Source organism: Streptomyces sp. NPDC031474 (genome assembly GCF_055581185.1).
Genome location: NZ_JBVIJX010000021.1, coordinates 145,733 through 168,976 on the forward strand (window position 1 = coordinate 145,733; position 23,244 = coordinate 168,976).

The following is a 23,244-nucleotide window of genomic DNA, read 5'->3' on the forward strand; positions in this document are numbered from 1 at the left end:
GAACCGTACTGCCCAACCCGGCGGACGCGGATCAGACCTCGGTCTGCAGGCGCGAGCTCAGCATCCGGTCGATGAGGTTGCGGGTCGCGCGTTCGACGCGTGGGTCGTGGTGGGTCGGGTCCTGGAGGGCGAGGGGCCAGAGGAAGGTGCCGGCTACGAAGACGAGTGTGCCGTTTTCGTGTTCGCACAGGCTGGTGTTCTGGATGCGCCGCCCGCGGCCGCCGCCCTTGCCGAAGGAGTCGCCGTAGGGGGACTCCGAGAGGAGGGTGCGGTCGGCGCCCTCGGGGGAGGGCATCCTGTCGTCGTAGCCGTCGGCCTCGCCGCCCACGAGGCCGGGTATCTCCTCACCGTCCTTGAGGCCGGTGCCCGCCCAGAACCAGTGGCCCGGCTCGCGGACGACCAGGGGCGCGGGTTCGGACAGGATGCCGTTGTACTGGACGCCCAGCAGGCCCTGTTCCGCGCGCCCGCGCTTCTCGCCGTGCTCGTCCTTCAGGTCGCGCCAGCGCTCGGTGGGGCCGCTGGCGTCGGGCGCGGGGTCCTCGGTCTGCTTGTAGCAGGCGACGGTGCGGGCCGGCGTGCCGTCGGGCGCGTCGGTGAGCCGTACGTGGAAGTAGATGTTGTTGGCCGCCAGGAAGGCGAGGTGCGTGCCGGCGTCCACCGCCTTCTCCACGGTGTCCCGCATCGGCTTCGACCAGTACTCGTCATGGCCGGGGAAGATCATCGCCGTGTAGCGCTTCGGGTCGATCCGGCCCTCGTGCAGGTCGACGCTCGTCGCGTACGTCACATCGTGGCCGCCGGCCTCCACCCAGCGCGTGAACGCGAGGTCCAGCTCGGCCCACCGGGGAAGTCCGTGGTCGGAGTAGGGCCGGTCGAACGACACGTGGAACGCGCGGTGGGCGTTGTTCCCGACGACCCCGGGGCGGGCGTAGCCCTTGTAGAGGTTCTTGCCGGTACGGCCGTCCAGCGGCCACTGGTTGTAGGCCTGGTAGGTGGTGAAGGGGAGGACCACCAGGAGGTCCGCCGCCCGGTTCGGCTCGCGGACGACGAACGGCGTGCAGCTGCGGTGACCGTCCTCCGCGTGGAAGACGGCCATGTACACGCCCGACACCCAGGTGGTGGGGACGCGGTGCGTCCAGGACGGGCGCCAGTCGCACACGATGGCCCCGGTGCCGGGGTGCGGGACGGGGGTGGGCTGCCGGGAGCCGGTGAGCCGCGGGCCGGTGGTCATCAGGCGGCCGCCGGCGCCGTCGTAGTGGCCGAGGCGGTAGACGGCGATGCGGAAGGGCTGCGGTGTCCGTACGGACACGTGGAAGGTGATCGGCTCACCGGGGGCGACGGACGTCGTCGAGGCGTAGCCCTGGATCTGTCCCACGCGGTCCTTGGTACTGAGGCGGTCCTCCGGAGGAACGTTCCAGCCCGCTGTTCCCGCGTGCGCGTTCTCGCTCGCCACCGGGTTGGCGCCCGTGGCGGTTGCCTTGCGGACGGGCGGCGGGGACGAGGGCGGGGACCCCGCGGGCGCTTCGCGGTACGCGTACGCCGCCCCGATCCCGGTGGCGGTCACCGCCCCTGCCCCGAGCGTGCCGATGGCTCTGCGACGACTGACGCCGGACTCGCCGGCTTTGCCGGCCTTGCTGACGACGGACTTCCTGACGTCGGACATGCGGAACGGGCCCCCCTGGCACCGGCACACGATCCGCACACGCGCTGTTCACTTGTTCGCACGGTCGTGTGGACTGTCAAAACCCTCTGCTGTACTGCGAGTCAGGGGCCGTGACCGTCAAGCGGCTGGTCAAACCGCTGGTCAAACGCGGACCGCCCGCCCTCTAGGGAGAGGGCGGGCGGTCCGGTGAGGTTGCCTGGGGTGCCTCAGATATTCGAACGTCCTGTGACGCCCGGGTGGCTCAGACGTTGACGCCGAAGTCCTGGGCGATGCCGACCAGGCCCGAGGCGTAGCCCTGGCCGACCGCGCGGAACTTCCACTCCGCGCCGTTGCGGTAGAGCTCGCCGAAGACCATGGCGGTCTCGGTCGCCGCGTCCTCCGAGAGGTCGTAGCGGGCGATCTCGGCGCCGCCGGCCTGGTTGACGATGCGGATGTAGGCGTTGCGGACCTGGCCGAAGTTCTGCGAGCGGTTCTCCGCGTCGTAGATCGAGACCGGGAAGACGATCTTGTCGATGTCGGCCGGGAGGCCGGCCAGGTTGACGTTGATCGCCTCGTCGTCGCCCGCGCCCTCGCCGGTGCGGTTGTCGCCGGTGTGGACGATGGTCTGGTCCGGCGTCTGCTTGTTGTTGAAGAAGACGAAGTGGGCGTCCGAGTAGACCTTGCCCTCGGGGTTGACCGCGATCGCGGAGGCGTCGAGGTCGAAGTCCGTGCCGGTGGTGGTGCGGACGTCCCAGCCGAGGCCCACGGTGACGGCGGTCAGGCCCGGAGCCTCCTTGGTGAGCGAGACGTTGCCACCCTTGGACAGGCTTACAGCCATGGTTGGGAGTCCTTCCCTCGTTGCGTACGGCTTCGTACGGGGCTTCGTACGGGCACGAAGCTACAGCTATCCCTATGAACGCAGCGAAGGGTGCTCAAGGTTCCCCGCGACACCGGGTTTCTTTACTTTCTTTACCAAGGGATGCCGAGGGATATTCGCGTGACTCGGGGAGGGCCGGGCGGGAACATGGTGGGCATGTCTGGTCCCTATGTCGTCCGCGGCTCCGTCTCGCTTCCCGAGGCCGAGCTCATGTGGCGTTTCTCGCGGTCTTCGGGGCCGGGCGGGCAGCACGTCAACACCAGTGACTCGCAGGTGGAGCTCCGCTTCGACCTCGTGCGCACCGAGGCGCTGCCCGAGGTGTGGAAGGCGCGGGCGCTCCAGCGGCTGGCCGGGCGGCTCGTCGACGGCGTCGTCACCGTCCGCGCCTCCGAGCACCGCTCGCAGTGGCGCAACCGCGAGACCGCCGCCGTACGCCTCGCCGCGCTCATCGCCGAGGCCACCGCCCCGCCGCCCAAGCCGCGCCGGCCCACCCGCATACCGCGCGGGATCAACGAACGCCGGCTGCGCGAGAAGAAGCAGCGCTCGGAGACGAAGCGGGGCAGGAACGGACGGGACTGGTCCTGACCTGCGTGTGTCACATTTCCCGCGCGCCGTCCGTCATCCCCATGACAGCTGACCGCGAACAGGGATGTGACGAACGATGGCCACTGGTGACGACGACTTCCTCGCCGACTCCTTCGAGGCGCACCGCGGCCGTCTGCGGGCCGTCGCCCACCGCATGCTGGGCTCGGCCGCCGAGGCCGACGACGCCGTGCAGGAGGCGTGGGTGCGGCTCAGCCGGAGCGAGAGCGGGGAGATCGACAATCTCGCGGGGTGGCTGACGACCGTCGTCGGCCGGGTCTGCCTGGACATGCTGCGCTCGCGCCGCTCCCGCGGCGAGGAGCCGCTGGAGAACTGGGCGTCCGACCGGACCGACCCGTCCGCCGTGCCCGGCCCGGTCGCCCCGGCTGCCGTGACCGCTTCGTCGGCCGTGTCCGACCCGGCGCAGGACGCGCTGCTCGCCGACTCCGTCGGCGTCGCCCTGCTCGTCGTCCTGGACACCCTGACCCCCGCCGAGCGGCTGGCGTTCGTGCTCCACGACCTGTTCGGGGTGGAGTACGAGGAGGTCGCGGGCATCGTCGACCGGACCCCCGAGGCCGCGCGGCAGCTCGCCAGCCGGGCCCGGCGCCGGGTGCGGGGCGCCGAGGAGCCGGACGTCGACCGCGTCCGGCAGCGCAAGGTCGTGGACGCCTTCCTGGCCGCCGCCCGGGAGGGGGACTTCGACGGACTGCTCGCCGTGCTCGACCCGGACGTCGTGGCCCGCTCCGGCGCCGGGGTGACCACGGGCGCGGCGGCCGTCGCCCGCGGCGCGTCCAGCTTCGCCCGCCTCGCCGACGTGGCCCGGCCCGCCCTGGTGGACGGCGCGACCGGACTGGCGGTGCTGGTCGACGGCCGCGTGGAGCGGGCGCTGGCCTTCACCTTCGTACGCGGCGGCCGGATCGCCCTGATCGACGTCACGGCCGACCCCGAACACCTCTCCCGACTCGAGGTGACACTCCTCCGACACGGCGACAGCTAGGGCGACCGTCCGGTCCCGGCGCCCGTCGCGGCGCGCTGGACCGTGCTCTCAGCCCAACTGGCGGTAGCGGCCCCGGAAGTAGACCAGGGGGCCGCCCTCCGCGCTCGGTACCGCGGCGGTCAGCACGCGGCCGATGACCAGGGTGTGATCGCCGGCCGCGACCTGCTGCTCGGTGCGGCACTCCAGGGTCGCCAGGGCGCCGCCGACGAGGGGCGCGCCGCTGACCTCGCCGCGGGTGTAGGGGACGTCCTCGAAGAGCAGGCGGTCGCTGATGCGGCCCTTCATCGCGAAGCGGCCGGCGATGTGCCGCTGGCTCTCCGAGAGCACCGACACGGCCCACACGGGCTGTTCGTCGAGCAGGTCGTCCATGCGGGAGCCCGTGCGCAGGCTGACGAGGACCAGCGGCGGGTCCAGGGAGACCGAGAGGAAGGCCGTGGCCGTCATGCCGACGTCCTCGCCGTCCGGCGCCCCCGGGTCGTCCGGGTCCAGGGACGGCTCCCGGGCGGTCACGAGGACCACGCCGTCGGCGAGCCGGGACATGGCGGCACGGAACGCGTCGTTGCTCACCCCTTCAGCATGCCCGGCGGGAACCTGCGGGAGGGTCTGCACGGTCTTCAGGGTCTGCACTGCGGTCTTGAGCGTCTCTGGGGGCACGTTCGGAACGCTAGTGTCCGGCCGATGCGCCGCGCATCGGACCTCCGCCCGAGTAGGGTCGTAGGACCGTGGACCGATTCCCGCAGCGTTTGTTCCTGAATGCGCTGCTGCCTGTGTCGCTGTCCGTGTTCAGGAAACACACAGGAAAAAGCGGAAACCCCACTCAATTGTTCACGTTCACCTGTGACTTGAGTCACAAGACGCATTAATTGTTGACCCTGTGTACCGAGTGGGCAGCGCGCTGTGATTCAGTGGCGGAAGCGTCACAAGGAGACACACACCGACAACACTGCACCAGAAGCAACGTTACGCCGAAGACAACCCTTGATTCGCTGCGAAGTCTCGGGGGGAGGGCGAAACACATGGAGACCGAGTCGGAGCCGTACGTCCGTCTTGCGTCCCTGCGACAGCTGCACCAGGTCATGGCCGACATGAACACGGCCCGCAGCCTGGCCGACACACTGCAGACAGTCGCCGACGGCGTGGTCACGGCACTCGGGTACGAGCTGGCGTGCGTGAATCTCGTACGCCCCGACGGCGATCTCGTGGTCGCCGCCTTCGCGGGCAACCCGGCCGCCGAGGCCCTCATCACGGGCCGGGTCGGCTCGCGCGAGTCCTGGGAGCGGCGCCTGAGCATGGGCGAGACCTGGGGCGACCTGGTGTTCATCCCCCACACCGAGGGCTGGATCCTCGACGACGACGACGTCCCGCAGTGGTACACCGACGGGCCCGCGCCCCGCTTCGAGGACGAGTGGCACCCCTCCGACCGCCTCTTCGCCCCCATGTTCACACCCCCCGCCCCCGGCAGCGGCACCTGCGGCGAGCTGGTGGGCGTGCTGTCCGTGGACCGGCCGCGCAACGGCCGCCGACCCGGCGCATGGGGGCGCGAGGCGCTCCAGATGTACGCCTTCCAGGCCGCCATCGCGATAAGCAACGCGCGTCTACGTGCGAATATGCAGCGGGCACTGGTCCGGCTCGAACGCGAGCAGCAGGCCCTGCGCGCCAGTGAGGAATCCTTCCGGCAGGCCTTCGAGTACGCCCCCTCCGGCATGGCGATAGCCGAGATGGGCGGCGAACAGCACGGGCGGATACTCCGCACCAACGACGCCCTGTGCCGCCTGCTGGGCCGCCCCGCCTCCGCGATGCGCCGCTACTCCTTCTCCGACCTCGTCCACCCCGAGGACATAGGCACCCTGCTCCGCACCTCCGCCGAGGGCGGCCGCGCCGAACTGCGGCTGGGCCGCCGCGACGGCAGCTATGTCTGGGTCAGCCTCCGCAACTCCGTCGTCGCCGACGCCGCCGACGGGCCCCGCTTCCTCCTCACCCACGTCGAGGACATAGAGGAGCGCAAGCGCCGCGAGCTGCAGCTCGCCCACCGCGCCTCGCACGACTCCCTCACCGGTCTGCCGAACTCCGCCGAACTGCGCTCGCGCCTCGCCGCCCGGCTCTGTCAGCGCCCCCAGTCGACCCACCCCGCCGCCGTCGACGCCATGGACACGACCTACGGCCACGCCGCCTTCGACGCCAACGGCCACGGCTTCGACTACCGGCCCGTCGGCGCCGAGTCCTTCGACGGCTACGACCACCATGTGCACACCGCCGCCCCCGAGGACGGCCACGACGACGGCCACGACGACGGCGCCAAGGGGCTCGCGGTCCTCTTCTGCGACCTCGACGGCTTCAAGTCGATCAACGACCGGTTCGGGCACAACGCGGGTGACGCGGTGCTCATCGAGGTCGCCCGGCGCCTCTCGCGCGCCGTCCGGGACGGCGACACGGTGGCCCGGCTCGGCGGCGACGAGTTCGTGATCCTCGCCGACGGCCTCGGCCGCGCCGACGCCGCCGACCTCGCCGTACGCCTGCGCAACGAGATCATCCAGCCGATCCGCGCCGAGGGCCGGGCCGTACGGGTGGGCGCCAGCTTCGGCATCGGCTGGGCACATTGCGGGATGACCGCGGACGAAGTGCTGAAGTCCGCCGACGAACGCATGTACGTCGAGAAACGATCTCGTCCCAAACAGCACAGACGTGCGGGATGATCCCCAGGTCAGCGGCCTGATGCGATCCGAGTCACCCGTTTGGGGCAGCAGGAGCGGGTAGGCTCGCTCTTCTGAACACCCCGCATCAGCCCCGCACCTGTTGAGGAGTACGACGCCGATGACGCCCGGCAACAACGGCGCGAGTACGCCCGAGGACGACGACCCGTTCGGCTACCTCTACGCCGACGGCCAGGCCAACGGCGCCCAGCCGCCCTCCGGCGGTGGCTACGGCTACCCCAACTCGGTCAACAGAGTGCGTGCGGTCGGCGAGCGCCAGTACGGACAGCCGCAGCAGCCCCAGCAGCAGACCGCCCAGTACGGCCAGTACGGCCAGCCGCCGACGGCCCCCCAGCAGCAGGGCGGCTACGGCCAGCCGAACGCGCACTACGCGGCGCCCGAGAACTTCGGCGGCGGCGGCCCCTCCACCGGCCGGCAGCCCGCGCAGGGCGGCGGCGGACGCAGCCGGGGCCCCAACACCAAGGGCCTGCTGATCGGCGCGGTCGCGGTGGTCGCCGCGGTCGTCATCGGCATCGCGGTCGCCATGGCGGGCGGCGATTCCGACAACAAGGACGACAACAAGGCGGGCGGCCAGTCGTCGTCCTCGGCCTCCGCCCCGCAGAGCCCGTCACCGAGCGCGTCGTCCTCCGACGACGCGAGCAAGGCGGACCTGCCGGCCATCGACGCGAAGGCGCTGAGTCTGGAGGGCGGCACCGCCCTGGCCTCGAACGTCAAGGGTGCGAAGGCGGCCGGCGGCACCTACGTCGCCAACTTCAACCATGTCGGTGCGGCCGTCACCTGGAACGTCAGCGGGATCCCCGAAGACGGCAAATACACCCTGTACGTCACCTACGGGGTGCCGGGCAAGGATGGGAACGCCACGCTCACGATCAACGGCACGGCCCAGGACCGCCCTCTCAGCATGAAGAACTTCGCCCATGCTCCGGAGGGCGATTACGAGAAGGGCTGGACGAACACCTGGGGGAACATCACCCTCAACAAGGGCACCAACACCATCAAGATCTCCTGTGAGCAGGGCAACGCCTGCGACGCCAACCTCGACCAGGTCTGGCTTGAAGCGGGTTGGAAAAACTAGCGGCGGTTGGGTTCAGGCGGCGGTGGCCTCTCCGGTCACTGTGATCCGGTTCAGCAGTTGCTCGTAGGCCTGCCGCTCGAACTCGCCCGCCGTCGGGGACAGGACCGTCGCCGCGGACAGGGCGACCGCGCGGGCCAGGCGGTCCGGCCAGGGCAGCCGCTCGACCAGGCCCGACAGCAGGCCCGCGGACGCTGAGTCGCCGGCGCCCGTCGGGTTGCCGGATACACGGGCCGGCGGGGTGGCGCGCCAGCGGCCCTCCGGGGTCGCCGCTGTCAGCCCGTCCGCGCCGAGAGAGGCCACCACCGACCGGGCTCCACGCCTGCGGGCGTCCTGCGTCGCCCGCAACGGCTCGTGGGAACCGGTGAGTTCGGCCAGTTCGTCCGCGTTCGGTTTGATGATGTCCGGGCGGGCGGCGACCCCGCGGCGCAGCGCCTCCCCGCTGGTGTCCAGCAGCACGGGGACACCCGCGGCCCGCGCCGTGCGGACCAGGACCGCGTACGCGCCCACCGGCACCCCCGGCGGCAGGCTGCCGCACAGGGCCACCGCGTCGGCGCCGGCGAGCAGCCCCTCGTAGGCCTCCTGGAAGGCGGACCACTCGGCCGGGGTGATGACCGGGCCGGGCTCGTTGAGCTGGGTGGTGTCGCCGGTGCGGGCGTCGACGACGGCGATCGTGCGGCGGGTGGCCCCGGTGACCGGCAGCAGTGCGTCCGACACCCCTGCCGTACCGGTGAGTCGCTCCTGCACGACGCGGCCGGTGGCGCCGCCGACGAAACCGGTGACCGTCACCTCGTGACCGAGCGCGGCGAGCACCCGGGCGACGTTCAGGCCCTTGCCGCCGGGCCGCTCCCGCACATCGGTCACCCGGTGCGAGGTGTGCGGCCTGAGGGCCGGGACGCGGTAGGTGACGTCGAGAGCGGTGTTCAGGGTGACGGTGAGGATCACCTGGGCCGACCTCCCTCGTACTCTGGGTGGCCCGATCATGCCAAAAGGACGGCGACCGGCCCAGACCTCGGGTCGGCCACCGTCCCTGTGCGGGCGGACGTTTCATGCCAGTTGGGGATCCACCACCCAATCGCCCTTGCGCATCACGCCCTTGAGCTCGAAGTCCTCGTCGAGGAGGACCAGGTCGGCGTCCTTGCCGGGTTCCAGGGAGCCGATGCGGTCGTCCATGCCCAGCAGCCGGGCCGGGGTGGCGGACAGGGCCGCGACCACGTCCTCGACCGGGAGCCGGTCGATCGTCACCGCCCGCTGGAAGGCGCGGTCCAGGGTGAGGGTGGAGCCGGCGATCGAGCCGCCCTCCACCAGCCGGGCCACGCCCTCGCTGACCTCGACCTCCAGCGGGCCGAGCAGATAGTGGCCGTCGCCGATGCCGGCCGCGTCCATCGCGTCCGTGATGAACGCCACGCGTCCCGGGCCCGCGTGACGGAACGCCAGCTCCAGGGCGGCGGGGTGCAGATGGGTGCCGTCGTTGATGAGCTCGACTGTCACCCGCTCGTCCTGAAGGAGCGCGGCGATGGGGCCGGGGGAGCGGTGGCCGAGGGGCGGCATCGCGTTGAAGAGGTGGGTGGCGACGGTGGCTCCGGCCTCGATGGCCTGAACCGTCTGCTCGTACGTCGCGTCCGTGTGGCCGACGGCGGCGATCACGCCGTGCTCGCGGAGGAGGCGTACGGAGTCCAGGCCGCCCGGCAGCTCCGTGGCGAGGGTGACCATCCTCGCCTGGCCGCGCGCCGCGTCGATCAGCTTGCGCACCTGGGCCGGGTCCGGGTCGCGCAGCAGCGCCTCGGAGTGCGCGCCCTTGCGGCACGGCGAGATGAAGGGGCCCTCGAAGTGGATGCCGGCCAGGTCGCCCTGCTCGGCCAGCTCGCTCAGCAGGCCGGCCTGCCGGACCAGGAAGTCCATGTCGTCGGTGACGGTCGAGGCGACGAGGGTGGTCGTGCCGTGCAGACGGTGGGCGTGGACGGCCTTCTGGACGTCCTCGGCCTTTCCGTGGAACGAGGCGCCGCCGCCGCCGTGGTTGTGCAGGTCGATGAAGCCGGGGACCAGCCAGTGGCCCGTCACGTCGATCACCGTCGCGTTTCCCTGCGGGGTCCCGTGCGGGGCTTCGGCGGTGATTTTCGTGCCGTCGATGGTGATGCGGCCGTTGGGGACTGTGCCCGTCGGCAGTACTACCTTGGCGCCGGTCAGTACCTGCGGGGGCGTTGTGGCTTTTTGCGCCCCGCGGCGGAGCCGCATATCGGCGCTGTCCCGCGCCCCTAGGGGGGTGGCCATCAGGGTGTTACCTCCATACCGTCAGTCGTGTTGAGGAGATCCCAGGCCAGGAGGCCCGCGCCCAGGCAGCCGGCGCTGTCGCCCAGGGCCGCCGGGACGATCTCCGGGAGTTTCTGGAAGGTCACCCGTTGCCGGACTGCTTCGCGCAGCGGTGTGAACAAGGTTTCCCCCGCCTCCGCGAGGCCGCCACCGATGACGAGCGTGCGCGGGTCCAGCAGGGTGAGTGCGGTGACCAGGCCGTCGGCGAGGGCGTCCACGGCCCGTAGCCAGACCCGGACGGCGTTCGGGTCGCCGGACGCGACGGCCTTGGCGCAGTCGGCGGCGTCCGCGTCCGGGTCTCCGCAGGCCGCCGCCCATGCCTCGCTCACCGCCGCCGCCGACGCGAACCGCTCCAGACAGCCGCGCTGCCCGCACGGGCACGGGGTCCCGCCGGGCCGTACGACGATGTGGCCGATCTCGCCCGCGAAGCCGTGCGCGCCCGTCTCCACCCGGCCGTCGACGCCGATCGCGCCGGCGATGCCGGTGCCCAGGGCGACGAACAGGAACCGGTCCGCGCCCCGGGCCGCGCCGATCCGGCCCTCGGCGAGACCGCCGGTGCGGACGTCGTGGCCGAGGGCGACCGGAGCGCCGAGCGCGGTGGCGAGCAGCTCGCGCAGGGGGACGTCCCGCCAGCCCAGGTTGGCCGCGTAGGAGGCGATGCCGTTCGCCTCGTCGACGATGCCGGGTACGGCGACGCCGGCCGCGGCGGCGGGCTCGCCGAACTGCTCCACGCCGTGTTCGCGCAGGTCGGCGGCGAAGTCGAGGATGCCGGCGACGACCGCGTCGGGGCCGCGCTCACGGCCGGTGGCCCGGCGCGCCCGGTGCAGCAGCGTGCCGTCCGCGCCGACCAATGCGGCTTTCATCCCGGTTCCGCCCACGTCCAGGGCGATGACATGTCTCACCGGAACAGTGTGGACCGAGGACCCGCGAGAGGTCTAGTCCACTGCGTGGTGTAGACCTTACTCCGAATAGCGGATCCAATGGTATGAACAATTAGTTGAGGAGATGGAGATTCGGTGGAGCGGCGGGCAGGGAAGTCAGGGACGATCGCGGCGGCGTCCGCCCTCGGCATGGCGGCGGTCCTCGCCGGCTGCGGACTGACCGGGGGCTCCGACGACGTCACCCTGAGACTCGTCGCCGCCGACTACGGCGACAGCAGCGCCAACAGCTCCAAGAAGTACTGGGACCAGCTCGTCACGGCGTACGAGAAGGACCACCCCGGCGTCACCGTCGAGGTGACCGTGTACTCCTGGAACGACGTCGACGCCAAGGTCAAGGCCATGGTCGACGCGGGCAAGGCACCCGACATGGCCCAGATCGGCGCCTACTCCGACTACGCCGCCGAGGACCTCCTCTACCGGGCCGGTGACGTGCTCTCCATCCCCGTCGAGGCCGACTTCGTGCCCCAGCTGTCCCATGCGGGCGAGGTGCGCGGGGTCCAGTACGGCATGCCGTTCGCGTCCTCCACGCGGCTGCTGTTCTACAACAAGACCCTCTTCGCCAAGGCCGGCCTCACCCCGCCGACCACCTGGGCCGAGCTCGCCAAGGACGCGCAGGCGCTCAAGGACGAGGGCGTGAAGTACCCGTACGCGCTCCCGCTGGGCCCCGAGGAGGCGCAGGCCGAGACCCTGCAGTGGCTGCTCAGCGGCGGAGGCGGCTACACGCAGACCGTGAGCAGCTACAGCCTCGACTCCGCCGAGAACGTCGACACGTTCAACTGGCTGAAGAACAAGCTCGTCGGCAAGGGCCTGACCGGGCCGGTCGCGCCGGGCAAGCTGAACCGGGCCACCGCGTTCGCCGCGTTCGCCGCCGGCGACGTGGGCATGCTCAACGGGCACCCGTCGCTCATGAAGACGGCCCAGAGCAAGGGCGTCAAGTTCGGCATGGTGCCGATGCCCGGGGTCGCCGGTCCGAGCAAGTCCTCCATGGGCGTCGCCGACTGGATGACCGCCTTCAAGCAGAACGGGCACGCCGAGCAGATCGGCGACTTCCTCGACTTCGTCTACAGCGAGAAGAACGTCCTCGCCTTCTCCCGCGAGTACGACCTGCTGCCGGTCACCGGCTCCGCGTCCCAGGTGATGGGGACGGCCAAGGAGGACGCCGACCTCCAGCCGTTCCTGGAGGAGCTCCCGCTGTCGGAGAGCTACCCCGTCGGACGGACCTCCTGGGCCAAGGTCAGCGCGGAGATCAAGAAGCGGATCGGCCAGGCCGTGACCCCGAACGGCAGCCCGGCCGAGGTGCTGGGCGAACTCCAGACCACGGCGACGACGCTGGACGCGGCCACCGGCGAATGAGCCGAGCGGACCGGGCAGGCCGAGTGTCGGTGGCGGGCGCTACCGTGCCGGAATGGAGCAGCGAGAGGAAGAACGGCGAGAGGAAGAACGGCGAGAGGAAGAACTGGGGGCCAGGGAACGGAACATCCTGGCCCTGGAGCGGCGCGGGTTCACCGGCCCCGGCGCGAAGGAGCGGGCGATACGCGAGAAACTCGACCTGGCCCCGGTCCGCTACTACCAACTCCTCAACGCCCTCCTCGACGACCCGCGCGCCCTGGCCCACGACCCGGTGACGGTGAACAGGCTGAGAAGGGTGAGGGAGACGAGGCGCGGGGAACGCTGATCGCTCCGCCGGACGTGCCACGCCCTGCCGTCGATCGTCTGCGGCACCGCCGTGGCCGGTCGCGCGGTTCCCCGCGCCCCTTGGGCGCGCAGCCGAACCGCAACGTCCACAACGCGCTCCACCCGACCTGCTCGGCGCGGCCGCCCACGGCTATCGTCGCCGTATGGGCACCCAAGAGACGCACTCCACGGAACCCGAATCCCTCCCCGTTCCCACCACCGAGGCAGGCCGGGCGGCGCTCGACGCGATCATCGGCAGCCCCTCGACCACCCTCGTCGCCCTCGACTTCGACGGCACCCTCGCCCCGATCGTCGAGAACCCCGAGGACGCCCGGGCGCACCCCGACGCCGTCCCCGCGCTCGCGGACCTCGCGCCGAAGGTCGCCGCCGTCGCCGTGATCACGGGCCGGCCCGCCGAGGTCGCCGTACACCACGGCGGCTTCGCCGGGGTCGACGGGCTGGCGCACCTCTTTGTCCTCGGCCACTACGGCGCCGAACGCTGGGACGCCCGCACCGGCGCCCTGACCGCCCCCGACCCGCACCCCGGCGTGGCCGCCGTCCGCGCCGAACTCCCGCAGGTCCTGGAAACGGCCGGGAACCGGCCGGGCGTCTGGATCGAGGAGAAGGGCGGCCGGGCCGTAGCCGTCCACACCCGCCGCGCCGACGACCCCCAGGCCGCCTTCGACGCCCTGCGCACCCCCCTCACCGACCTCGCCACCCGGCACGGCCTGATCGTCGAGCCCGGCCGCATGGTCCTGGAACTGCGCCCGCCCGGCATGGACAAGGGCGTGGCCCTGCTGGAGCACGTCCGCGAGACCGGCGCGCAGTCGGTCCTCTACGCCGGCGACGACCTCGGCGACCTCCCCGCCTTCGCCGCCGTCGAGAAACTCCGCTCCGACGGCACCCCCGGCCTACTCGTCTGCAGCGGCAACCCGGAGGTGACCGAACTGGCAGCCCGCGCGGACCTCGTCGTCGACGGCCCTGCCGGCGTCGTGGACCTCCTGCGAAAGCTGGCGTCCCGACTCGCCTGACGTCCACGCGGGTGCGGTGAGAGGCCGGCCGGGTCAGGTCGGCTGGAGCTCTCGCAGGGCGGTCAGCTGGTCGAGGAACCACTTGGCCGGGGGGAGCGCCGTCGCTGCTGCCGACAGGCGTTTGGTGCGCTCGGCGCGCTCCTCCGGCTTCATGGTCAGGCCCTCGTGCAGGGCACGGGCGGTCTCCAGGACGTCGTACGGGTTGACGACGATCGCGTCCTCGCCCAGCTCCCAGTACGCCCCCGCCTCCCGGGACAGCACCAGCGCGCAGCCCTCGTCGGAGACGACCGGGACCTCCTTGGCGACCAGGTTCATGCCGTCCCGGATGGGGTTCACCAGCGCCACGTCGGCCAGGCGGTACGCGCCGAGGGAGCGGGCGAAGTCGTCCTCGAGGTTCAGCAGCACCGGCGTCCAGCCGGGGGTGCCGTACGCGGCGTTGATCTCCTCCGTCACGCGCCGCACCTCGGTCATGTAGTCGCGGTACACGGCGAGATCCTGGCGCGAGGGGTAGGCGAAGGCCACGTGCACGACCCGCTCGCGCCACTCCGGGTGGTCGTCGAGCAGCTGCCGGTAGGCCAGGAGCCCGCGCACGATGTTCTTGGACAGTTCCGTGCGGTCGACCCGGACGATCGTCCTGCGCCCCTCGCCGATCTGCGCACGGAGATCCGCCATGCGCTCGTCGACGTCCAGCCGGTGCGAGCGCTCCCGCAGGAAGTCGGCGTCCGCGCCGAGACCGTGCACGCCGATCTGCGTCTTCCCCAGCTCCCCGGCGAACTCCGTACAGCACGCGGTGAACGCGTTCGCCCAGCGCCGGGTGAGGAAGCCCAGGCGGTCCGCGCCGAGCATCCCCTGGAGCAGCTGCTCACGGATGTCCCCGGGCAGGATGCCGAAGTAGTCGACCGGCGCCCACGGGGTGTGCGAGAAGTGGCCGATGCGCAGGTCGGGGCGCAGCTCGCGGAGCATCCCGGGGACCAGGCACAGGTGGTAGTCCTGGACGAGGACGGCCGCCCCCTCCGCCGCCTCCTCGGCCAGCGCCTCGGCGAACGCCCCGTTGTAGGCCTCGTACGACGCCCACTGGCGGCGGAACTCCGCGTCGAAGACCGGCTCCAGCGGGGTCTGGTAGAGGAGGTGGTGGATGAACCAGAGCACCGAGTTGGCGATGCCGTTGTACGCGTCGGCGTGCACGTCGGCCGGGATGGGCAGCATGCGCACGCCCTCCTCGCCGACCCCGCGCGCGACCGCCTCCCGGTCGCCGTCGGAGAGCGCCGCGCACACCCAGAGGGCGCCCGCGTCGGGGCCGATGGCCGACAGGCCGGAGACCAGCCCGCCGCCACCGCGTTTCGCGTGCAGCGAGCCGTCCTCGCGCACCTCGTAGGAGACCGGACCGCGGTTGGACGCGACCAGCACCTCAGCACCCCGAGCAGCCATGTCGTGCGTGGAAGCCATACGCCACAACCTAGCCCGGTGGGGAAACGCTCAAACGTACGGTCGCGCACAGTGCGAGGACCGTATACGGCCTGTCCGCGGTGTTACGCCTGTTGCGCGACTGGCTCACGCGACCTTGCGGGTCGCGTACTCGACGATCTCCGCCATCGGCGGCCGTTCCTCGGTGTCCACGGAGTAGGTGCGGGGCTCGAAGCCGTCCCCGCTCCGCTCGAACTGGGTGAGGGCCGGGCGGATCATGTGCCCGCGGGCCAGCCGCAGCTGCGCCGTGCGGTAGATCGCCGCCGCCATCCGGCCCAGGGCCTGCCCGTCCTGGTGGCGGTGCTTTCGCACCCCCACGTCCACCTGTGCGAGGGCGTCTAGCCCCACCAGGTGCAGGGCGTCGACCAGCATGCCCAGCTCCACGCCGTAGCCGACGGGGAAGGGCAGCTGCTCCAGCAGGCTGCGCCGGGCCGCGTACTCGCCGCCGAGCGGCTGCACGAACCCGGCCAGCTGCGGCCAGTGCATGTTGAGCAGCGGGCGGGCCATCAGCTCGGTGACCCTTCCGCCCTGGCCGGCCGCACCGCGGAGCGGACGGTCGTACATGCCCTTGACGAGATCCACGTCCGGGTCGGTGAGCAGCGGGCCGACGATCCCCGAGACGAAGTCGGAGGAGAACTCCCTGAGGTCGGCGTCGATGAAACAGACGATGTCCCCGGTGGTGACCAGCAGCGAGCGCCACAGCACCTCGCCCTTGCCGGGCACGGCGGGGATGCGGGGCAGGATCGCGTCGCGGTGCACGACCCGCGCGCCCGCCGCCGCCGCGACCTCGGCCGTACGGTCGGTCGATCCCGAGTCGACGACGACGATCTCGTCGACGAGCGGAACCTGGTGCATGAGATCGTGACGGATGACGGCGACGATGTCCCCGACCGTCTCCTCCTCGTTCAGCGCGGGCAGCACCACCGACACCGACTGGTTCGTGGTCCGCTTCGCGGCCAGGATCCGGTGCAGCGGGCGATCGGCCACGGACCAGGAGCGGGTGCTCAGCCAGCGCTCGACTTCTTCCAGCACAGTCTGCGGCTCCTCACGGTTGTCTCGCGGTTCGGACGACTATCTCAACTGTCCTGGCCTTCGGTTACAGTCTTGAACAACGCTGGTGACCATCGCATGTCGGGGGTCACGGGCGTCCACAACCGAATACCGCTCATCCAGAGGGGCAGAGGGATACGGCCCGATGAAGCCCCGGCAACCCTCCAGCCGGTCTCGTTACCGATCACTGTTGATCGTTCCGCGAGGCTCCCGGCTTGGGAAGGTGCCAAATCCGTCTCACGACGAGATGCGTCGTGAGGAAGATGAGGAGAAAGGGCCTCGCCTCACATGGCTGCGCAGACTGTTGCAAGCACCACGGACAGCATCGAATCCACTGTAGACCTCGGTCCCGCCACGGCGCTGAGCTGCCGCGAGTGCGGTCACCGCGTGCCCCTCGGCCCGGTCTTCGCCTGCGAAGAGTGTTTCGGCCCCCTCGAGATCGCCTACGACTTCTCCTCCTACGACACGGAGGAGCTCCGCAAGCGCATCGAGGCGGGACCCGCGAACATCTGGCGCTACGCGCCGCTGCTGCCCGTCCCGGCCGACGTGGCGGACAAGCCGAACATCAACCCGGGCTGGACCAAGCTCGTCAAGGCCGACAACCTCGCCCGTGAGCTGGGCGTCGACGCCGGCAAGCTGTTCGTCAAGGACGACTCCGGCAACCCGACGCACTCCTTCAAGGACCGCGTCGTCGCCCAGGCCATCGAGGCGGCCCGCGCCTTCGACTTCACGACCCTGTCCTGCTCCTCCACGGGCAACCTGGCCGGCGCCGTCGGCGCGGCCGCCGCCCGCGCCGGCTTCCGCTCCTGCGTGTTCATCCCGCACGACCTGGAGCAGGGCAAGATCGTCATGGCCGCGATCTACGGCGGCGAGCTCGTCGGCATCGAGGGCAACTACGACGACGTCAACCGCTTCTGCTCCGAGCTCATCGGCGACCCGGCGGGCGAGGGCTGGGGCTTCGTCAACGTCAACCTGCGGCCGTACTACGCCGAGGGTTCCAAGACGCTGGCCTATGAGATCTGCGAGCAGCTCGGGTGGCGGCTGCCGGACCAGCTGGTCGTGCCGATCGCCTCGGGCTCGCAGCTCACGAAGATCGACAAGGGTCTGCAGGAGCTGATCAAGCTCGGCCTCGTCGAGGACAGGCCGTACAAGATCTTCGGCGCGCAGGCGGAGGGGTGCAGCCCGGTGTCCGTCGCGTACAAGGCGGGGCATGACGTGGTCCGGCCGCAGAAGCCGAACACCATCGCCAAGTCGCTGGCGATCGGCAACCCGGCGGACGGTCCCTACGTCCTCGACATCGCCCGGCGGACGGGCGGGGCGGTGGAGGACGTCGACGACGAGCAGATCGTCGACGCGATCCGGCTGCTCGCCCGGACCGAGGGGATCTTCGCGGAGACCGCCGGCGGGGTGACCGTCGGGGTGACGCGGAAGCTGATCGAGAACGGGCTGCTGGACCCGACGCTGACCACTGTCGTGCTGAACACGGGTGATGGTCTGAAGACGCTGGACGCGGTGGCGGGGACGGGCCTCACGGCGACGATCCGTCCCAACCTGGAGTCGTTCCGCGAAGCTGGTCTCGCGTAAGCAGCTTGTTGTTCGTCTGCGGGCCGCCCGCGCCCCTGAAAGCCCGTACCCGACCGGAGGTCATCAGTCATGAGCGTCAACGTCCGCATCCCCACCATCCTGCGTACCTACACCGGTGGCGCGGCCGAGGTCCTGGCCGAGGGCTCGACCCTCGGCGAGGTCATCGCGGACCTGGAGAAGAACCACACCGGGATCGCCGCTCGGGTTCTGGACGACCAGGGCAAGCTGCGGCGGTTCGTCAACGTGTACGTGAACGATGACGACGTCCGCTTCGAGCAGGGCCTGGAGACGGCGACCCCGGACGGCGCCGGCGTCTCGATCATCCCGGCCGTCGCCGGTGGCTGACCGTCGGTCAGTACCCGTCGGTAGTAACCGTCGGTAACAGTGATTACCGAGCGTTCATCGAATTGCCCTCTCCGCGATAGAAGCGGAGGGGGCAATTCAGTGTGGTTGAGCGCGGTACAGTTGGGGAACCGGGTCCCGATCAATGGATCCGGAGCCTTTCATTTCTGCCCCGTGCCCGATGAGAAGCAGCCAAAGTGCGCGTCTCATTCGTGGCTTTTGTGGCTTTTGTAGGGCCCGACTTGCCCTGAATTCTGGCGAAGTCTCGCCACATTCCGGATCCCGCGCGTCCAGAATTCTCGTCCGAGTGACCTGTTGCAGACGGCAGTTGGACAGATACATTCAGCCGCGGTCGACGCGTTCCGGCGCACGCCCCCAACCAATGGGGGGTGAGGTCTGACCCGGATCCGCGAAGTGTGGATCTGTGCAAGGGCCAGTAATAGGGGAGTTAGGCATGGCTCAGGGCACCGTCAAGTGGTTCAACGCGGAGAAGGGGTACGGCTTCATCGCGGTCGACGGTGGTGCGGATGTTTTCGTCCACTACAGCGCGATTCAGATGGACGGCTACCGCACCCTGGAAGAGGGTCAGCGGGTCGATTTCGAGATCTCGCAGGGCCAGAAGGGGCCGCAGGCGGACATGGTCCGTCTCGCGACCGGCTGAAGCACGCGCCGACTGACAGCGTCGTTCTTCTGTACGTCATCGAAGGGCTCGTACCTCCTGGGGGTACGAGCCCTTCGGGCGTGTCCGGCGGTCGTGTCCGGGTCCTCACCCGTCGCCGACCACCACCCCTCGACGGGCCCGCTTCGCGGGTGCACCTTGCACTCTCGCATGCCGAGTGCTAATCATTGGCGTTAGCACTCTGAAGGTGAGAGTGACAACGAGGACCGGGTCGGTGAGGCCCGCAGGCCAGGTGGGGCAAGGAACCACGAGGCCGGCGAGCCGTCCGTCGCGGGCGCCAGCGCGGTCCGGAGCAATCCACCCCAGTCCGGGAGGACCACTTCACATGGCCAAGATCATCGCGTTCGACGAGGAGGCACGGCGCGGCCTCGAGCGCGGCATGAACCAGCTCGCGGACGCCGTGAAGGTGACGCTCGGCCCCAAGGGCCGCAACGTCGTCCTCGAGAAGAAGTGGGGCGCCCCCACGATCACCAACGATGGTGTCTCCATCGCCAAGGAGATCGAGCTCGAGGACCCGTACGAGAAGATCGGCGCCGAGCTGGTCAAGGAAGTCGCCAAGAAGACGGACGACGTCGCCGGTGACGGTACGACCACGGCGACCGTTCTCGCCCAGGCCCTGGTCAAGGAAGGCCTGCGCAACGTAGCCGCCGGCGCCAACCCGATGGCCCTCAAGCGTGGCATCGAGAAGGCCGTCGAGGCCGTCTCGGGCGCCCTGCTGGAGCAGGCTAAGGATGTCGAGACCAAGGAGCAGATCGCTTCCACGGCCTCCATCTCCGCCGCCGACACCCAGATCGGCGAGCTCATCGCCGAGGCGATGGACAAGGTCGGCAAGGAAGGCGTCATCACCGTCGAGGAGTCCCAGACCTTCGGTCTGGAGCTTGAGCTCACCGAGGGCATGCGCTTCGACAAGGGCTACATCTCGGCGTACTTCGCCACCGACATGGAGCGTATGGAGGCCGTCCTCGACGACCCGTACATCCTGATCGCGAACTCCAAGATCGCGAACGTCAAGGACCTGCTCCCGCTCCTGGAGAAGGTCATGCAGTCGGGCAAGCCGCTGCTGATCATCGCCGAGGACGTCGAGGGCGAGGCCCTGTCGACCCTGGTCGTCAACAAGATCCGCGGCACCTTCAAGTCCGTCGCGGTCAAGGCCCCGGGCTTCGGCGACCGCCGCAAGGCGATGCTGAACGACATCGCCATCCTCACCGGTGGCGAGGTCATCTCCGAGGAGGTCGGTCTCAAGCTCGAGAACACCTCCCTGGACCTCCTGGGCAAGGCCCGCAAGGTCGTCATCACCAAGGACGAGACGACCATCGTCGACGGCTCCGGCTCCTCGGACCAGGTCGCCGGTCGGGTCAACCAGATCCGCGCCGAGATCGAGAACAGCGACTCGGACTACGACCGCGAGAAGCTGCAGGAGCGCCTGGCGAAGCTCGCCGGCGGTGTCGCGGTCATCAAGGCCGGCGCCGCCACCGAGGTGGAGCTCAAGGAGCGCAAGCACCGCATCGAGGACGCCGTCCGCAACGCGAAGGCCGCCGTCGAGGAGGGCATCGTCGCCGGTGGCGGCGTCGCGCTCATCCAGGCGTCCAGCGTCTTCGAGAAGCTCGACCTCGAGGGTGACGAGGCGACCGGCGCCAACGCCGTGCGCATCGCGCTGGAGGCCCCGCTCAAGCAGATCGCCGTCAACGGTGGTCTCGAGGGTGGCGTCGTCGTGGAGAAGGTCCGCAACCTTCCCATCGGCCACGGCCTGAACGCCGCGACCGGTGAGTACGTCGACATGATCGCCGAGGGCATCATCGACCCGGCGAAGGTGACCCGTTCTGCCCTGCAGAACGCCGCCTCCATCGCCGCGCTGTTCCTCACCACCGAGGCCGTCATCGCCGACAAGCCGGAGAAGGCCGCCGCGCCGGCCGGCGGCGGCATGCCGGGCGGTGACATGGACTTCTGATCGACCGGTTCCGGTTGATCGACTGTCCTTCGGACCGAGGGCGGTACTCCCAGCTACGGCTGGGGGTACCGCCCTTCGGTCATGTGCGGCCGACTTTCAGCACGTACACGGTGACGGTTACGCCGTCCGGCCGGTACAGCACCCTCCATGTCCCGACGCGCAACCGGAAGTAGCCGGAGTCGCCCAAGGCGCGGGCTTCCTCCGGCCGCGGATCGTCGGCGAGGGCGCGCACCGCCGCAGCGGTCGCCTTCGCACCCACGGGGTCGACCGTGCGGAGCCGTCGGAACTCGTTCATGGCGTGGTTTTCCCACACCACCGCGTAGGTCACGAAGCGGCCTCGCGGCGGTCTTCTGCCTCCAGCTGGGCCATGAACTCGTCGTGTGCCATGGGCGGGCCGGACGGAGTCGTCTCGCGGGCTCGCACTTCGGCGATGTCCGCCTCGTCGCGCAGCCGCTGCAGTTCTTCCAGCTCGCTTATCGGGATGAGCGCGGCGGCGGGCTTGCCGTATTCGGTGATCAGGATGTGCTCGTGGCCGTGGCGAACCCGGCCGACCAGTTGACCAAGTTGATTACGGGCTTCCACCAGCGGATACGTCTCCATGGCCAAACTGTACAGACTCGCGGGTGTGTGCGCTGTGTGCATATGGCTGCGCCTTCGGCGGTCAGGTCGGATGATCACCCGGCGTACTGCCCGAGTGGCTCGGTATCGAGGGTCATGCTCAGCGGCGACGGGAGTTCGACGGTCGACCCCCAGGGGTAGGAGGGGGACCGCTGGTAGCGGCCGTCCTCGGGTTCGCTGAAGACCGTAAGCGTGAGGCTGTCGCGATCAACCAGCAGATAGATGGGGATTCCCACGGCTGCGTAGCCGAATGGTTTGTCGATACGGCAGCGCTGGTTGGTGTCGCGACAGCGCGATGTGATCTCGACGGCCATCAGGATGCCGGACGGGTCGGACCATTCGCCATGTCCTTTGAAGTGGCCTCGGCGGGCGACGGTGCCGTCACAGCGGCTCCGACCCTTGTGGTCCGCCTCGGTCTTGAGACCGGTGCTGGGGTAGAGAGCAAGGTCGGGTCGCTTCTGTACGAGCCACCGGAGCAGCCACATGAAGATCGAACTGTGGTTGCCGTCTCGGAGGGCCTTGACCTCGAGTTTTCCGTTGACGTACTCCAGTTGCACGGTTTCGGGTGCCCGGAGTTCCAGCTCCTCGAAGTCCTCCACAGTGAGCGGATCCTTGGTGCGGACGCGGCCGTCGACGAATTCGAGCCGAACATGCGCCGGGGCCGCCTCGGCGAGTTCCTCGAAGTCCTCGATGGGCAGCTGCGGGCGTCCTGGGATCTCTGGAGTCATGGCGTCGTCTCTCGGTGCAGGGACATTGCGGCACGGATCTCATCGGCGAGGGCATGGATCGCCGGGGCGGGCAGGGGTGTGGCAGGGCGCGCGGGGGCGTGTTCGCCCCGGCAGCCGCTGCATACGCCGCCCGGCAGGGCCTCGGGGCGGCCGGGGACCCTGCACTCCGCGCACTCGAGCATCCGGTGGGGCGGGCGCGGGGGCGGTGGTGCCGGGGGGAGTTTGTCCGTGAGGCGGCGGTGGAGGAGGGCGGCGGGGCTGTGGACCGGGCTGGGCAGGCCTGCGGTCAGGGCGGCGAGGAGCGTCTCCTCCGTGGCTCCTCGCGCGAACCACTCCTCCACTAGCGGAGCGAGCGCGGCACAGTCGCGGGCCGACAGGGACAGAGCGGGGGCTGTGCGGCCGAGGGCGGCGAGGAGGATGTGGGCGCGGGAGCGGGTGGCGGGCCGGGCTGGTTCGGGGTCCGGCGCGTCTTCCGGTACGCCGCCTCGTGTGAACGTCGCCCACCAGCCGTCGTCGCGCGCGGTGCGGGTGAACCACGTTCGGGTGATCCAGCGGGACTCGCCCGAGGCGGTCTCCATCCGTTCCCGGCCCCGCCTGAGATGCCCGGCCTGCTGGATGCGGTTGAGGGCTGTGCGGAGGGCGCACTGTCCGTACGGGAGCTGCTTGGCCAGCGTCTTCACGGAGATGTCGGTGCCGTCGGGCAACCGGTCGACGTACGCGGCGATGGCCGCCTCGCGGGGCGGAAGGTGCGCGAAGTCGTGGTTGGTGCGGGGGAGTTGTCCCGGGGCGGCGCGCTTTCCGTAACCCGGATTGGCCATCGGGTGCGGGTCCGCGTGCGCGGGCAGGGAGGCAGCACTAAGCTTGGCGTCAGCCACGGATCGACTCTCATTCGATCTTGTAGGTCAAGCCCCCGTCGGTGTTGGTAGCACCGGGCGGGGGCTGTTCGTTATGCGCACGCTAGAGCGTGGTGACCTTCCGTGGCAAGTCAGTCGCTCCG

At 70.3% G+C, this 23,244-nt stretch carries 23 protein-coding genes and 1 riboswitch; of the genes, 11 read left to right on the forward strand and 12 right to left on the reverse strand.

Annotation, left to right across the window (positions count from 1 at the left end; genetic code table 11):
* Positions 1-31: 31 nt before the first annotated feature.
* Positions 32-1,660 carry a N,N-dimethylformamidase beta subunit family domain-containing protein gene (locus ACZ5SK_RS37955; RefSeq protein ID WP_468577149.1) on the reverse strand — a complete coding sequence of 543 codons (1,629 nt, stop codon included), beginning with the start codon at positions 1,658-1,660 and terminating at the stop codon, positions 32-34.
* Between the two features lie 241 nt (positions 1,661-1,901).
* Positions 1,902-2,477 carry a TerD family protein gene (locus ACZ5SK_RS37960; protein ID WP_334578944.1) on the reverse strand — a complete coding sequence of 192 codons (576 nt, stop codon included), beginning with the start codon at positions 2,475-2,477 and terminating at the stop codon, positions 1,902-1,904.
* Positions 2,478-2,663: 186 nt separating this feature from the next.
* On the opposite strand from ACZ5SK_RS37960, the gene arfB reads away from it, so the two are divergent.
* Together arfB and ACZ5SK_RS37970 are read left to right on the forward strand one after the other, a co-directional pair.
* Positions 2,664-3,101: an alternative ribosome rescue aminoacyl-tRNA hydrolase ArfB gene (gene arfB / locus ACZ5SK_RS37965; protein WP_334578945.1), complete on the forward strand. Its 438-nt coding sequence runs from the start codon at positions 2,664-2,666 to the stop codon at positions 3,099-3,101.
* A gap of 76 nt (positions 3,102-3,177) precedes the next feature.
* A complete protein-coding gene (locus tag ACZ5SK_RS37970) occupies positions 3,178-4,095 on the forward strand; it encodes a sigma-70 family RNA polymerase sigma factor (RefSeq protein ID WP_334578946.1) in 918 nt (305 codons plus the stop codon).
* A gap of 48 nt (positions 4,096-4,143) precedes the next feature.
* Here ACZ5SK_RS37970 and ACZ5SK_RS37975 read toward each other — a convergent pair whose 3' ends face one another.
* Entirely contained in the window at positions 4,144-4,722 is a 579-nt protein-coding gene (locus ACZ5SK_RS37975; protein ID WP_334581277.1) for a flavin reductase family protein, read from the reverse strand.
* A 389-nt stretch (positions 4,723-5,111) separates the two neighbouring features.
* Here ACZ5SK_RS37975 and cdgB point away from each other — a divergent pair, with 389 nt between their 5' ends.
* Both cdgB and ACZ5SK_RS37985 read left to right on the forward strand, forming a co-directional pair.
* Positions 5,112-6,788, forward strand: a complete 1,677-nt coding sequence (gene cdgB / locus ACZ5SK_RS37980) for a diguanylate cyclase CdgB (protein WP_334578947.1) — start codon at positions 5,112-5,114, stop codon at positions 6,786-6,788.
* A 118-nt stretch (positions 6,789-6,906) separates the two neighbouring features.
* A complete protein-coding gene (locus tag ACZ5SK_RS37985; RefSeq protein WP_468577152.1) occupies positions 6,907-7,881 on the forward strand; it encodes a CBM35 domain-containing protein in 975 nt (324 codons plus the stop codon).
* 12 nt (positions 7,882-7,893) lie between these two features.
* Here ACZ5SK_RS37985 and ACZ5SK_RS37990 read toward each other — a convergent pair whose 3' ends face one another.
* The 3 genes from ACZ5SK_RS37990 to ACZ5SK_RS38000 all read right to left on the reverse strand — a co-directional run bounded on the left by ACZ5SK_RS37990 (position 7,894) and on the right by ACZ5SK_RS38000 (position 11,090).
* Positions 7,894-8,823, reverse strand: a complete 930-nt coding sequence (locus tag ACZ5SK_RS37990) for a 1-phosphofructokinase family hexose kinase (protein ID WP_361702193.1) — start codon at positions 8,821-8,823, stop codon at positions 7,894-7,896.
* Positions 8,824-8,925: 102 nt separating this feature from the next.
* On the reverse strand, positions 8,926-10,113 hold the full coding sequence (gene nagA, locus ACZ5SK_RS37995; RefSeq protein WP_334581278.1) for an N-acetylglucosamine-6-phosphate deacetylase: 1,188 nt from the start codon (positions 10,111-10,113) through the stop codon (positions 8,926-8,928).
* 35 nt (positions 10,114-10,148) lie between these two features.
* Positions 10,149-11,090 carry an ROK family protein gene (locus ACZ5SK_RS38000; RefSeq protein WP_468577154.1) on the reverse strand — a complete coding sequence of 314 codons (942 nt, stop codon included), beginning with the start codon at positions 11,088-11,090 and terminating at the stop codon, positions 10,149-10,151.
* A gap of 168 nt (positions 11,091-11,258) precedes the next feature.
* Between ACZ5SK_RS38000 and ACZ5SK_RS38005 the strand changes: the two genes are divergently transcribed.
* The 3 genes from ACZ5SK_RS38005 to otsB all read left to right on the forward strand — a co-directional run bounded on the left by ACZ5SK_RS38005 (position 11,259) and on the right by otsB (position 13,834).
* A complete protein-coding gene (locus ACZ5SK_RS38005) occupies positions 11,259-12,482 on the forward strand; it encodes an ABC transporter substrate-binding protein (RefSeq protein ID WP_334581279.1) in 1,224 nt (407 codons plus the stop codon).
* A gap of 52 nt (positions 12,483-12,534) precedes the next feature.
* On the forward strand, positions 12,535-12,804 hold the full coding sequence (locus tag ACZ5SK_RS38010; protein WP_361702195.1) for a DUF3263 domain-containing protein: 270 nt from the start codon (positions 12,535-12,537) through the stop codon (positions 12,802-12,804).
* Between the two features lie 163 nt (positions 12,805-12,967).
* Positions 12,968-13,834, forward strand: a complete 867-nt coding sequence (gene otsB, locus ACZ5SK_RS38015) for a trehalose-phosphatase (protein WP_361702197.1) — start codon at positions 12,968-12,970, stop codon at positions 13,832-13,834.
* A gap of 33 nt (positions 13,835-13,867) precedes the next feature.
* Here otsB and ACZ5SK_RS38020 read toward each other — a convergent pair whose 3' ends face one another.
* Entirely contained in the window at positions 13,868-15,280 is a 1,413-nt protein-coding gene (locus tag ACZ5SK_RS38020) for an alpha,alpha-trehalose-phosphate synthase (UDP-forming) (RefSeq protein ID WP_334578953.1), read from the reverse strand.
* A 105-nt stretch (positions 15,281-15,385) separates the two neighbouring features.
* The gene (locus ACZ5SK_RS38025; RefSeq protein WP_079661496.1) at positions 15,386-16,330 is read right to left on the reverse strand and encodes a glucosyl-3-phosphoglycerate synthase; all 945 of its coding nucleotides are present in this window, start codon (positions 16,328-16,330) and stop codon (positions 15,386-15,388) included.
* Between the two features lie 130 nt (positions 16,331-16,460).
* Positions 16,461-16,618, forward strand: a riboswitch (SAM riboswitch).
* Between the two features lie 18 nt (positions 16,619-16,636).
* Between ACZ5SK_RS38025 and thrC the strand changes: the two genes are divergently transcribed.
* The 4 genes from thrC to groL all read left to right on the forward strand — a co-directional run bounded on the left by thrC (position 16,637) and on the right by groL (position 20,901).
* Entirely contained in the window at positions 16,637-17,932 is a 1,296-nt protein-coding gene (gene thrC / locus ACZ5SK_RS38030; protein WP_334578955.1) for a threonine synthase, read from the forward strand.
* 69 nt (positions 17,933-18,001) lie between these two features.
* Positions 18,002-18,277 carry a MoaD/ThiS family protein gene (locus ACZ5SK_RS38035; RefSeq protein ID WP_334578956.1) on the forward strand — a complete coding sequence of 92 codons (276 nt, stop codon included), beginning with the start codon at positions 18,002-18,004 and terminating at the stop codon, positions 18,275-18,277.
* A gap of 451 nt (positions 18,278-18,728) precedes the next feature.
* Positions 18,729-18,935 (forward strand): cold-shock protein, encoded by a 207-nt coding sequence (locus ACZ5SK_RS38040; protein ID WP_007493268.1) that lies wholly within the window; start codon positions 18,729-18,731, stop codon positions 18,933-18,935.
* Between the two features lie 343 nt (positions 18,936-19,278).
* Complete coding sequence (gene groL, locus ACZ5SK_RS38045) at positions 19,279-20,901, forward strand: chaperonin GroEL (RefSeq protein ID WP_334578957.1); 1,623 nt, start codon at positions 19,279-19,281, stop codon at positions 20,899-20,901.
* Positions 20,902-20,980: 79 nt separating this feature from the next.
* Here groL and ACZ5SK_RS38050 read toward each other — a convergent pair whose 3' ends face one another.
* The 4 genes from ACZ5SK_RS38050 to ACZ5SK_RS38065 all read right to left on the reverse strand — a co-directional run bounded on the left by ACZ5SK_RS38050 (position 20,981) and on the right by ACZ5SK_RS38065 (position 23,065).
* Positions 20,981-21,229: a type II toxin-antitoxin system RelE family toxin gene (locus tag ACZ5SK_RS38050; RefSeq protein ID WP_334578958.1), complete on the reverse strand. Its 249-nt coding sequence runs from the start codon at positions 21,227-21,229 to the stop codon at positions 20,981-20,983.
* Positions 21,226-21,501, reverse strand: coding sequence for a type II toxin-antitoxin system Phd/YefM family antitoxin (locus tag ACZ5SK_RS38055; RefSeq protein ID WP_319340710.1), 276 nt, complete (start codon positions 21,499-21,501; stop codon positions 21,226-21,228). The genes ACZ5SK_RS38050 and ACZ5SK_RS38055 overlap by 4 nt, the downstream gene beginning before the upstream one ends.
* Before the next feature lie 74 nt (positions 21,502-21,575).
* Entirely contained in the window at positions 21,576-22,247 is a 672-nt protein-coding gene (locus ACZ5SK_RS38060) for a Uma2 family endonuclease (RefSeq protein ID WP_334578959.1), read from the reverse strand.
* The gene (locus ACZ5SK_RS38065; protein WP_334581280.1) at positions 22,244-23,065 is read right to left on the reverse strand and encodes a hypothetical protein; all 822 of its coding nucleotides are present in this window, start codon (positions 23,063-23,065) and stop codon (positions 22,244-22,246) included. The genes ACZ5SK_RS38060 and ACZ5SK_RS38065 overlap by 4 nt, the downstream gene beginning before the upstream one ends.
* Between the last annotated feature and the right edge of the window lie 179 nt (positions 23,066-23,244).